General features: G+C 43.5%; 10 protein-coding genes. All 10 read right to left on the bottom strand.

The genetic code is table 11. The annotated features are described in order from the left end of the window. Window positions 1–13 precede the first annotated feature (13 nt). The gene (gene glgB / locus BS63_RS0102965) at window positions 14–1,897 is read right to left on the bottom strand and encodes a 1,4-alpha-glucan branching protein GlgB (protein WP_002960328.1); all 1,884 of its coding nucleotides are present in this window, start codon (window positions 1,895–1,897) and stop codon (window positions 14–16) included. 150 nt (window positions 1,898–2,047) lie between these two features. Then, complete coding sequence (pulA, locus tag BS63_RS0102960) at window positions 2,048–4,246, bottom strand: type I pullulanase (RefSeq protein ID WP_080566238.1); 2,199 nt, start codon at window positions 4,244–4,246, stop codon at window positions 2,048–2,050. Between the two features lie 131 nt (window positions 4,247–4,377). Then, window positions 4,378–5,331, bottom strand: a complete 954-nt coding sequence (locus BS63_RS0102955; protein ID WP_002960330.1) for an ABC transporter permease — start codon at window positions 5,329–5,331, stop codon at window positions 4,378–4,380. Beyond that, window positions 5,328–6,392: an ABC transporter permease gene (locus BS63_RS0102950; protein WP_002960331.1), complete on the bottom strand. Its 1,065-nt coding sequence runs from the start codon at window positions 6,390–6,392 to the stop codon at window positions 5,328–5,330. The genes BS63_RS0102955 and BS63_RS0102950 overlap by 4 nt, the downstream gene beginning before the upstream one ends. Then, window positions 6,385–7,920: an ABC transporter ATP-binding protein gene (locus BS63_RS0102945; protein WP_028798423.1), complete on the bottom strand. Its 1,536-nt coding sequence runs from the start codon at window positions 7,918–7,920 to the stop codon at window positions 6,385–6,387. The genes BS63_RS0102950 and BS63_RS0102945 overlap by 8 nt, the downstream gene beginning before the upstream one ends. 698 nt (window positions 7,921–8,618) lie before the next feature. Further along, the gene (locus BS63_RS0102940) at window positions 8,619–9,671 is read right to left on the bottom strand and encodes a BMP family lipoprotein (RefSeq protein WP_157722639.1); all 1,053 of its coding nucleotides are present in this window, start codon (window positions 9,669–9,671) and stop codon (window positions 8,619–8,621) included. A gap of 66 nt (window positions 9,672–9,737) precedes the next feature. Continuing rightward, window positions 9,738–10,157 carry a cytidine deaminase gene (locus BS63_RS0102935; RefSeq protein ID WP_002963361.1) on the bottom strand — a complete coding sequence of 140 codons (420 nt, stop codon included), beginning with the start codon at window positions 10,155–10,157 and terminating at the stop codon, window positions 9,738–9,740. Next, window positions 10,144–10,806, bottom strand: coding sequence for a deoxyribose-phosphate aldolase (gene deoC, locus BS63_RS0102930; protein ID WP_002963360.1), 663 nt, complete (start codon window positions 10,804–10,806; stop codon window positions 10,144–10,146). Before deoC ends, BS63_RS0102935 begins: the two co-directional genes overlap by 14 nt. Window positions 10,807–10,813: 7 nt before the next feature. After that, the gene (locus BS63_RS0102925) at window positions 10,814–12,091 is read right to left on the bottom strand and encodes a pyrimidine-nucleoside phosphorylase (RefSeq protein ID WP_002963359.1); all 1,278 of its coding nucleotides are present in this window, start codon (window positions 12,089–12,091) and stop codon (window positions 10,814–10,816) included. After that, complete coding sequence (locus tag BS63_RS0102920) at window positions 12,088–12,678, bottom strand: class I SAM-dependent methyltransferase (RefSeq protein ID WP_019777495.1); 591 nt, start codon at window positions 12,676–12,678, stop codon at window positions 12,088–12,090. The genes BS63_RS0102925 and BS63_RS0102920 overlap by 4 nt, the downstream gene beginning before the upstream one ends. Window positions 12,679–12,714: the final 36 nt, after the last annotated feature.

The following is a 12,714-nucleotide window of genomic DNA, read 5'->3' as shown; positions in this document are numbered from 1 at the left end:
TCCTTTCTCTCACTTATTTATTCGTTTTTGTTCGTTGATGTCGTTTAACTCTCCAAATACTTGCCCCTAGAGCTGGCATAGTGAAGGTTAGGGTTTGTTGATAGTCTTTCCAAAGGCCAGGATTTGTCTTTGTTTCGGGGTTAGTCTTCTTCCAGACACCGCCGAATTCTTCCAGTTCAGTATTAAAGACTTCTTCGTAAAGCCCAGCCACCGGAACTCCAATGGTAAAGGACTGCCGTTCAACTGGAGCCATATTGAAGACACAAACAAGCAGGTCACCTTTCTTATCCCGGCGGACAAAAGATAGAATTGATTCTGCTGTATTATCCGCATCAATAATTTCAATACCATCGTAAGACTCATCAATTTGCCAAAGTGCCTTATGGTCCTTGTAAAACTGATTGAGTTCAGAAGTGTAATGCCACATTTGATGGTTGAGCTTATCTTCTAGGTTTGTCCATTCTAGTTGATAATCATATTTCCACTCTAGGAACTGACCGAATTCAGAACCCATGAAGAGTAATTTCTTACCAGGGTGACACATCTGATAAGCGTAGAGACAACGGAGACCAGCAAATTGATTATAACGATCTCCCCACATCTTGTGCATCAGACTCTTCTTACCATGGACAACTTCATCATGAGAGAATGGCAAAATGAAGTTCTCAGAAAAAGCATACATAAAGCTAAAAGTAATCAGATTAAAATCATATCGACGATAGATAGGATCCTCTTCAAAGAACTTGAGGGTATCATTCATCCAGCCCATATTCCATTTGTAGTCAAAAGACAGGCCACCTGACTCAATAGAGGCTGTTATTGGTGTTGCAGCTGTAGACTCTTCTGCAATCATCATAACGTTAGGATGATTGTAATGAATGACGCCATTTAATTTTTGTAAGAAGTTAAACCCTTCAAGGTCCCGATTACCTCCGAAAACGTTTGGGGTCCATGGGCCATCATCGTAGTCACGATAGAGCATATTGCTGACAGCATCTACACGAATACCATCAATATGGTACTGTTCGATCCAATACATAGCACTTGAAATCAAGAAAGACTGAACCTGATTTTTACCCAAATCAAAGTTAAGAGCTCCCCAGCGACGATTATGAGCACGGTCATTGTCAGCATATTCAAAAGTCGGTGTGCCATCGAAATAGGCAAGGGCATCATCGTTTTGCGTAAAGTGACCAGGCACCCAGTCAACAATAACCCCAATATTATTCAAATGGCAGGTTTCAACAAATTCTTGAAACTCTTCAGGCTTGCCATAGGTATGTTCAAAGGCAAAATATCCCATCAGTTGATAGCCCCAAGACATACCTAAAGGGTGAGCCATCAAAGGCATAAACTCAACATGGGTATAATTCATTTCGACCAAATAAGGAATCAATTCCTTAGTCAAATCTTTAAAGGTCAGAAGTTGACCCTCTGGTCCTAATTTCCAAGAACTGGAATGGACTTCATAGATATTTACCGGACGCTCCTTGAAACCAAATCGTTTACGACGCCCCATCCAGAGAGCGTCTTTCCACTTTTTTTCCGCAAAAGTTTTAATGATTGCTCCCGTACCTGGACGCTCTTCTAAATACAAAGCACAAGGATCTATTTTTTCAACGGCCTGACCGCCACGGCGTTTAACCAAATATTTGTAAATTTGACCTTCCTGGGCCTTGTCGGTTTTAACCTCCCAAACACCAGCTTGATTCATAACCATATCTAGGGGAGCATCAAACCAACTAGTGAAATCCCCAATCACCTGTACATGTTCAGCATGTGGAGCCCATACCCGAAAGCTGTAACTGCCATCATCTGTTTTGTGAACACCTAAATAGTTTTGAAGGTGAAAATTTTCACCAGTTCCGAATGTATAAAGTTCTAAATCTTTTGTCATCCTATCACCCGCCTTTCCTATCTCTAAGTAAAAAACTCAAGTAACCTTATAAAAAGGTTGCTTGAGTTGTCAACGACCAAAAACTAACGAACAAAAGAGTTATTAGCATTCCATTTATTGGTTTAATTTTAACATAAATAATTAACTTTGTCAGTATAAATTAAAAGATTTTTCATGGTTATTAAAGATAAAGGTCTTATTTTCAGTATTCTTTATCGTAACTTTAACAATTCCCGAACAATATCCGTTTTCTTCAATTACTTCATTGGAATTTATCCTATCATATTTAGTTTCAGAAAGCTCTCGTCCGTTTTTTTTAAAATTAACAAGTTTCCTTATTTTTTCAATTAGATCTTGGTGTTCCGTCACTAGGTCCCAATTGACAGCATTGACGCCATCTGGAGCATTATAACTATTTCTTGCTCTCAGTAAATCTTGAGCTGTTATCTCGCCATTTCCTCCAGTTGACCTAATTTTTGTCCTCATAAATTCTTGACCCAGCTGCATAAAACACAGACCCTGCATGGACAGATTCAGGGCATTGGCTAAATAGACTCTGGCCTTTCTATCTTCTTTACTGTCTTCTGGATGTAAAACTTTTAAAAGATCATGAAGATTATAGTTATCATGTGCCTCAATATAATTCAAAACTTGACCAGGCATTGAGTATGGTGCAAAAGCTTGGCTACCCAAGAGTGCTTGAGAGACCTCCCACTCTAAGGGAGCTCCTGAAACAAAGCCAGCTTCAATATCTCCATAGACCTCACGCCCCTTGACAGCATCCCTAGCATTGTCATTAAAGAAAGCAATCCTAGGCAACTGATCAGCGTTGGCCTTCATGGCCTTCTGTCTGACTGGAATCCCCACTCCCATATCCCAACCTTCGCCGTAAACTAGGATTTGCTGGTCAATGCCATCCAAGGTGTTGCGAATCAGGTTCATAGTATCAACATCATGGAGCCCCATTAGGTCGAAACGAAAGCCATCTATATTGTATTCCTCAGTCCAATAGAGAATGGAATCTAGCATGTACTTGCGAAACATTTCCTTTTCGCTAGCTGTTTCGTTGCCACAGCCTGAACCATCTTGAAAAGAGCCATCATTTTGCATGCGATAATAATAATAAGGTGATGACAGTTGGAAGGGGGAATTATGGGAAGAATAAGTATGATTATAAACCACATCCATAATGACACCAATACCAGCATCATGATAGGCCTGAATCATTCTCTTGAATTCTAAAATTGGTGCCAGAGGATCTATCTGATCCATTGCAAACTGTCTGTCCGGAACATTGTAGTTTTCCGGATCGTACCCCCAGTTGTAGAGAATCTTTCCTTCATCCGAATAAGTTTTATGATGATCAAAGATGGGCTGTAATTGAATATAGGAATAGCCCATAGATTTGATATAATCAATCCCCGTCGAATCGCCAGCAAAATTGTGGCTCCTAGGGTAGCAGGCTCCTAGAAAAGTCCCACGCAAGTTCTCTTCTATACCAGACGAGCTATCATTGGTAAAGTCCCTGACATGCAGCTCACAGATGACTGAAGCACAGGCATTACCGCCCCGCCAATGAGCTGCCTTGCCTTGTTTAACTGAAAAACCTTGGGGACGTAAGCTCCGATCCGATACTATTAACGATCTCTTGTTATCCAAACTGAGAGCCCTAGTATAAGGATCTCTAGTATCTTGGTAAAAGTTCTCTTCGTGATAGATACGGTACTGATAAGACCAACCCTCCAAATTTCCCTCAACGGTTACAGACCAAACACCATGTGTGTTTAATTCGTGGTGGTCGGTATTGACCTTTCGGCCCCTTCCCATGGGAATAATCTTAGCTGGTGCCTGGTCCTTCTCATAAAGAAGGAGGTAAATCCGATCCGCCAGGGGCGACCAGATCTTGAATTTGGTCTTCTTCTCCTGGTAACGAAAGCCTAACCAACCCTGGTAAGCCCAACGGTGGTCAAAATCATTGGCTCTAATCCCCATATCAAAGGCAGTATTGTCCTGGCCAGTATAGAGGGGGCTAGTTAGAGCTACCTGCTTGGAATAATAGACATTGCTATCACCTTCGACAATCCAGATATTGTTGGGGGCATCGCCCAAGAAACGCCTAACTGCATAATCACAGGTCTGGGAGGACCAATCGGTCGTCTTGACCAGAAGACTTACCTGACGGACAAAGTTTTCCGATGGATAATTGATTTGTCCGACCAAGCCGAAGTCATCCTGTCCGCTAAAGAAGGCGTCCTCTCCCCAGTAGCCATCCAGCCATTTCCACATGCTGTAATTTTCATAGTGTTCACTCCTGCTATGAAAGTGAACCGTAATTTGATTTTTTAACATTTTACAAAACTCCCAATTCTATAAAAATACTCGTTCTCACTACTTCCATTTTATCATAGTTACATTCTAAAGAATAGGTTAAAAGGCCAGGATCTGCTGATTCTAGCCTTCTGCTTTGATTGATAAAAATTCTACTTAGATTTAATATAGTTGACACCATCTGCCTTAGGAGCGACGGCCTTACCAAAGAAGACGGCCAGAACCAAGATAGTGATGATATAAGGGATTGTTTTCAGATATGGTCCTGGAATGTGGGCCAAAATTGGAATTTGGCTGGTACTGTTAACCAGAGACTGCGGCAGTCCGAAGAAAAGGCTGGACAGCATAGCTCCGATTGGATTCCAGCGGCCAAAAATCATGGCTGCCAGAGCGATGAAACCTGGCCCAACAATTGTTCCAATACTAAAGTTATTAGAATTCAATTGGACATAGGCTGCACCCCCAACACCACCGAGGAAACCAGAAATCAGGACACCTGCATAGCGTATGAGAGAGACATTAATTCCTAAAGTATCAGCTGCTTGGGGATGTTCACCAACAGAGCGCAGACGCAGACCAAAACGGATCTTAAAGATAATGAAGTAGGCAAGGAAGGAGAAAATAATCGCCACATAAGCCAAAATTGGAATATTGGTGAAGAAAATCCGGCCCAAAATCGGGATATCCTTGAGAAGTGGAACCGAACTGGTGCTGAAATTCACCTTGATGGTCGGTGTTTGCCCATTACCATTGTAGAGGAAACGACAGAGAAAGACCGCCAAAGATGGGGCAATCAAGTTGAGGACGGTACCCGAGACCACATGGTCAGCACGAAAGTTAATCGTCGCCAAAGCATGCAGACAAGAATAGACTAAGCCAACCAAACCAGCAACCAGACAGCCAAGCCAGGGAGTTGCTTTACCAAATTGATCAGCGAAGCTTAGATTGAAGACAACACCTGAGAAGGCACCCATAACCATGATACCTTCCAAACCGACGTTGACGATACCGCCACGTTCAGAGAAGGTACCTCCGATTGAGGTAAAAATCAAGGGAGTCGCATAACTGAGGGTTGAAGCCACAATTGTGGCAATAACTGCTATCATGATTTTTCTCCTTTGCTAGCTGTTTGCTTACGCAGTTTGATATAACGGCGAATAATATAATTAGATCCAACAAAGAAGATAATCAAAGCCGAAACAACATCAATAACTTCTTGAGGAACATCCTGCATACCAGTTTTACCGATAGCTAGGATTCCGTAGAGAAGAGCGGCAAAGGGAATGGCAATCGGATTGTTGGAAGCCAAGAGAGCTACCGCCATTCCATCCCAACCGATTTGCAGGGAAGAATACTGCTCGAAGAAGTTCTCGAAGTAACCCAAACCATAGACTGCTCCTCCCAGACCTGAGAGGGCCCCAGAGATAACCATAGAAAGGGCAATCGTTCTCTTGGCAGACATCCCAGCATATTGGGCAGCATTTGGATTAAGACCAACCGCTGTAATTTCATAACCGGTTTTGGTTTTCTTCATCAGGAACCAAATGATGACCACGGCAATCAAAGCCATAAAGAAGCCCAGGTTAAAGTGGGAGCCCTCGGTTAGATTTCTGAGAAAGTCCGTTTGATAGGAAGACGACTGAGAAACCTTTTGGGTGGCTTCTGTCGTTCTCATAATCGATTTTGAAAAATTACCAATCAGCCCCTGAGTCAAATAGAGAACTATATAGTTCATCATAATGGTGACAATAACTTCACTGGTTCCCAGATAGGCCCTGAGAATACCAGGAATAGCTCCAATGAGACCACCAGCAATCAGAGCAATCAGAACTGTTGCCAAGATTGAAACTGGCTTAGGAAAATCGGGATGGAGGAGGGCAAACCAGGCAGCAACGAACCAACCTGCCAGAGCTTGTCCCGGAAGACCAACATTGAAAAAACCAGCCTTGGAGGATACTGCAAAACCTAAGGCAATCAAAATAAGCGGTCCGGTCTGTGCCAATACTTCACCAATATTCTTAACAGAAGAAAAGAGGGAAGTATACAACAAATCATTGTAAGCAAAGATAGGATTATAGCCAAAGATGAGCATGAGAACAGCTCCTGCTATCATTCCCAAGAAGACAGCAATCAGAGGTACTGTCCAGTTCTGCATTTTTTTAGACATGGGCTTCCTCCTTCTCTAATTGGCCACCAGCCATCAAAATACCCAGCTCTTGTTTATTGGTTTGACTAGGATCAAGAATACCTTGAATCTTACCATCATGAATAACCGCAATCCGGTCTGATAGATCCAGAATTTCATCCAATTCAAAGCTGACAACGATGACGGCCTTGCCCTTATCACGCTCAGCTACCAGCCGCTTACGGATATATTCGATAGCTCCGACATCCAAGCCCCGTGTCGGCTGACTGACAACCAACAAGTCAGGGTCACGGTCAATTTCGCGAGCGATAACAGCCTTTTGCTGGTTACCACCCGAGAGGGAACCGGCCGAAACCAATTCGCTGGCAGCCCGAACATCAAATTCTTCCATCAAGCGTCTAGCATTCTTATTAATATAATTATAGTCGAGAATACCATGGTGACTGAAAGGCTCTTGATAATAGGTCTGCAGGGCCATGTTTTCCGCCAGAGTCATTTCTAGGACCATACCATCACGATGACGGTCTTCAGGAATATGACCGACACTCATCTCCGTAATATGGCGGGGACTAGCATCTGTTACTTCCTGTCCTTTAATCTTTATCGAGCCAGACTTGGCCTTGCGAAGACCTGTAATAGCTTGAATTAACTCGGTCTGACCATTGCCGTCAATTCCAGCAATCCCAACAATTTCACCGCCCTTGACATCAAGAGAGAGGCCTTTGACAGCTGGAACGCCACGATTTTCATTGATTACCAAATCTTTGATGGCCAGAACTGTATCTTTGGGTTGGGAAGCCTTTTTATCAGTTTTGAAGGAGACGGCCCGACCGACCATCATTTCAGCCAGTTCCTTACTGCTGGTTCCTTCCACAGAAACTGTTTCAATGGATTTACCCTGACGGATAACCGTCACTCGGTCAGCGACAGCCCTAATTTCATCCAACTTATGGGTAATCAGGATGATGGACTTGCCCTCCTTGACAAGATTACGCATAATTTCCAGCAAATCAGCAATCTCTGCAGGAGTCAAAACGGCTGTTGGTTCATCAAAAATGAGAATATCGGCTCCCCGATAGAGGGTTTTGAGGATTTCCACCCGCTGCTGGGCACCAACAGAAATATCGGCAACCTTAGCCTCAGGATCAACAGCCAGACCATATTTTTCCGATAGGTCCTTAATGGTTTGGCTAGCCTTCTTCAAATCCAGCATGGCTCCCTTGGTAACTTCACTTCCCAGAATAATATTTTCTGTGACTGTAAAAGCATCCACCAACATAAAGTGTTGGTGAACCATACCGATACCTAGGTTGGCTGATTTGGAAGGTGAATCCAGCTTGACAACCTGACCTTTTAGAAAAATCTCTCCCTCTGTTGGCTCCAACAAGCCTGACAACATATTCATCAGAGTTGATTTACCAGCACCATTTTCACCTAGCAGGGCATGGATTTCTCCAGACCTGACGTCAAGATTAATATGCTCGTTAGCGACAAAATCACCAAATTTTTTAGTGATATTCCGCATTTCAATGACAGTTTCTTGTGTCATAGATGTTCCCTTTCTTCTAAATTTTTAGGACAGTTAAGAGACTCATTGGGACCGCCAGTTCTGATAGAAACGGGCGAACCTGCCTTGTCTACTACTTCTTATACTGAATTAAAATCAAAACTACCAATGGATACTTTCGTAAAAAGTGCGGACGCAAGCAAACTCCTGATGGAGTTTCATTGTTACACGAGGTTAAGCCAGTCGATTTTACTGGGCTAACCGAGTTAATCAGGGGGCTAGCCAATCCTTATAGTGATTGGCGTTAGACATCGCTACTTTAGTAGCTGATATCTTTGCCCCGTGATAAATTTTGAGCCCTTCGCTCTCTAGTTTTTAGGCTCAGACAGATTTAGTCCACCGGACTAAACCTCTCTCAAAATTTCCGTTATTAGTAGCAACAAGCACAGTTGCTACTAATAATACCACTTTGGTGAAAGTATCACTCCCCCCTTACCTCATCGGCTAAGAAATTCTATCGTTTTAGTAAGACATGACCATACTAGGCTGTCAGTTGAAAGTTTTTAACTGCAAAGAGTACTCGTTTCCCCAAGCTATGGGTCTCTTAACTGAAATAAAAATCTCAGCCTTACTCTGAAAAAGCGACCCTTTAGGTCGCCCTTTCAAGACTAAGGAACTAGGGAGGAGAAAGCAATTCACTAAGGTTAGTTCGCAATTTGCTTATCCCTCTCTCAAGTTACTTATTTGTTTTTAACACCATCTTTAACAGTAGTTTTACCGTCAATGATGTCCTTCTTAGCAGATTCAACAGCCTTCTTGGTCTTTTCTGGCAGGTTATTGGTGACAATATCAACACCCTTGTCCTTCAAACCATAAGTTGTTGTCTTAGCTTGGAACTTCTTACCGTCCAATTGGTCATTGGCAATATCCTTAACAACAGTACCAACTTCCTTGATGGTAGAGGTCAAAACAAAGTTAGATTCTTTATCGGTCGCTTTGTAGTTACCTTCGTCAGTTTGGTCACGGTCAACACCGATTACCCAAACCTTGTCCTTGCTGTCTGCAGAAAGTTTTTGGTCAATATCCTTGGCAGCGGTGAAAACACCAGTACCAGAAGCACCTGCAGCATGGTAGATGACATCAGCACCACTCGAATACATTGAATCAGCGATACCCTTACCATTGGTTGCGTCATTATAAGAACCAACATATTGAACATCTACCTTGATGTCCTTGTTTACCGAAGCGACACCTGCCTTGAAGCCAGTTTCAAAACGGGTAATAGTGTCTGATTTAACCCCACCAACGAAACCAACATGGTTAGTCTTGGTTTGCATAGCTGCTGCGATACCTGCCAAGTAAGCACCTTCGTTATCGGCAAAGAGAACGCTGGCCACATTCTTTTGACCAATAACTTCAGAGTCAATCAAAACATAATTGGTTTTTGTATTAGCCTTAGCCGCATCGCTAATAGCATCATGCAAGTTGTAGCCAATACCGAAGACAAGATTGAAGCCTTTGTTTTGAGCAGCATCAAGATTAGTTGCATAATCAGATTCACTCTTAGATTGGAAGTAAGTGTAGTCGGTCTTTTCCTTGAGTTTATTTTCTTTACCCCAAGCCTTCATACCTTCCCAGGCAGACTGGTTAAAGGACTTATCATCAACCCCACCAGTATCAGTAACGATCGCAGCCTTAACCTTGCTGGATGACGATTGAGACGAACGGCTACATGCACCAAGTGATAGGATGGCAACCACTGCCAAACCTAAGCCAATAAGTTTTTTGTTCATCTTCATGAATGAACTCCTCCTCTAAAAAGTCGCAACTAAGTTGCAAAATATCTTAAACCCGAAGGTCTAATCCAAATGTTTAGCAGGTGCCCATTCTTGGCCCTGAAATGAGTATGGTAATAACTCACCGACTGTCATCTCGACTGTCGTACCGTCTTTAGAAATAAGGGTAACGGGGCAAGAAAAATCAAAGAACTCAGTCATAACCTGCCGACAAGCTCCGCAGGGAGAGATTGGCTGATCGGTATGACCATAAATGGCCAAGCCAACAAAGTCCTGGTAACCTTCAGAGACTGCCTTAAAGATAGCCGTCCTTTCGGCACAGTTGGTCAGGCCTAGACTAGCATTCTCGATATTACAGCCTTGAAAAACTTGCCCAGACTTGGTCTTGATAGCTGCTCCAACCGGAAAGTGTGAATAGGGAGCATAGGCCTTCTGGCTAGCTTCTTTGGCCAGCTGGAGCAAGTCTAAATTACTTGTTGCCACTGGCCTTTTCTCCTTGGACGATGGCGACACCAGCTGATGCCCCAATTCGATTTGCACTGGCCTCAACAAAGGCCTTGGCATCCTCGTAACTACGAGCACCACCAGAGGCCTTGACACCGACCTTATCACCGACAGTTTGACGCATCAATTTCACATCAGCAACTGTAGCACCACCGGTTGAGAAGCCAGTTGAGGTCTTGACATAGTCTGCCCCTGCTTCTACAGCCAATTGACAGGCCTTAACCTTCTCATCATCGGTCAATAGACAGGTTTCAATAATGACCTTAAGCAACTTATCTCCAGATGCTTCAACCAAGGCTTTAATATCTTCTTTGACAGCTTCATAGTTGCCAGACTTCAACTGACCGATATTGATCACCATGTCCACTTCATCAGCTCCGTTGGCAATGGCATCCTTAGTTTCAAAGACCTTGACCGCTGTTGTATTGGCTCCCAAAGGGAAACCAATAACAGTACAAACCTTAACGTCCGAATCCTTTAAGGCTTGGGCAGAACGTGCAACCCAGTAGGGATTTACGCAGACTGAGGCAAAGTCATATTCTTTAGCCTCGGCCAATAATTTATCAATCTGTTCCTGACTAGCCTCTGGCTTAAGCAAGGTGTGATCAATATACTTATTAATTGACATCTCTCTCCTAATCAATAATTTTTAGTATTTCTTTTCTATGGACTTTTACGTTATTTATTGTAACATTTTTTGCGAATTCTGTAATCTTTTTTTGAGGGATTTCTTGATTGGAGTAGATTTTTGCCAATAATTCTCCTTCTGAAACCGCATCCCCCACTTTTTTATCGAACAAAATTCCCGCATCATAGTCTAATTGGTCGGATTTTACGGCACGGCCAGCTCCGATTTCCATGGCGAAGCGACCAAAGTAGAGAGCGGGCAATTCTGCTATATAGCCCGACTGCTCAGCCTTGACTTCATAGACAAACTTGGTTTTGACAGGACGATAGATGTCTTGCACTTGTCCACCCTGGGCAGCTACTAACTCTTCAAACTTCTTCAAGGCTTGACCCTGGGTTAGGTATTGCTCAATATCATCTAGACCAACCTCTAGGCCACCCAGCTTGAGCATAATCTGGGCCAGCTGACAGATAAAGTCTCTTATATCGACCCGACCCTTTCCCTGCATGATTTGTACAGCTTCAAGGACTTCCAAACGATTGCCGATAGCCTGGCCCAAGGGCTGGCTCATATTGGTCATGACAGCGATGGTCTGACGGCCGACTTCTTTTCCCAAGTCCACCATGGTTCGCGACAGCTTCTCAGCCTCTTCAACGGTCTTCATGAAGGCACCATCACCCACAGTGACGTCCAACATAATAGCATCAGAGCCAGCAGCAATCTTTTTAGACATCACCGAACTGGCAATTAAGGGCATGGTATCAACCGTTGCGGTAACATCCCGCAGGGCATAGAGAAGTTTGTCGGCCTTGACCATCTGCTCGGATTGGCCAATGACAGCAATGCCAATATCTTGGACCTGTTTAATAAAGGCCGCTTCTGCAACTTCAATCTGGTAGCCCTTGATTGACTCTAGTTTATCAAGGGTGCCACCCGTATGCCCCAAGCCTTTTCCACTCATCTTAGCAACAGGGACACCAAAACTAGTGACCAAAGGAGCCAGAATCAAGGTGACCTTATCACCGACACCACCGGTCGAATGCTTGTCAACCTTGATCCCAGGAATGGCAGACAAATCAAGCTGGTCACCCGAAGCAACCATAGCCATGGTCAAATCACGGGTTTCAGCCATAGTCATTCCCTTGAAGTAGGTCGCCATAGCAAAGGCAGACATTTGATAATCCGGCACAGTTCCCTTCACATAGCCGCCAATCAGCCACTGGATTTCCTCAGTTGTCAATTGACCTCCATTACGTTTTTTCTGAATTAAATCAACTGCTCTCATTCCTTGATACTCCTTAAGATATAGTAGCCCTTATCTTTTTTGACAAGGTCAACATTGCCAAAAACTTGCTCCATTTTGGACTTGGCACTAGGAGCCCCTTGTTTCTTCTGGATGACGATGGTCAAACTGCCTCCCTGATTGAGATGGCCGTAAGCTCCTGCCAAAATTTCATGAACAACTTGTTTTCCAGCTCGAATGGGAGGATTGCTAATAATATGGTCAAAACTGTCCTCAACCGCTTCATAAACATTGGATTGGAAGACCTTAACCCTCACACCATTACGTTGGGCATTCTTTTGGGCCAAATCCAGGGCTCGCTGGTTAATATCAACCATGGTCACCTCTAAGCATTGAACCTTAGCTAGGCTAATTCCCAAGGGGCCATAACCACAGCCCACATCCAAGAGACTTTGATCGGCTGAAAAATTCAGGGCAGACAAAAGAACCTGGCTGCCGTAATCAATCATTTTTTTCGAGAAGACGCCAGAGTCGGTATAGAAGTTAAAAATCTCCCCTAGCAGCTGAACCTGCAAATCGTGGATATCATGCTGAGCATCAGGGTTTTGAGCATAGTACATCTTGGCCATTTTTCTTTATTTTCTCCCTTTTTGAGTCACCTCATT

The organism is Streptococcus sobrinus DSM 20742 = ATCC 33478, from assembly GCF_000686605.1.
Taxonomy (GTDB): domain Bacteria; phylum Bacillota; class Bacilli; order Lactobacillales; family Streptococcaceae; genus Streptococcus; species Streptococcus sobrinus.
Note: the sequence above shows the minus strand (reverse complement) of the source record. Positions and strands in the feature narration are given on the sequence as shown.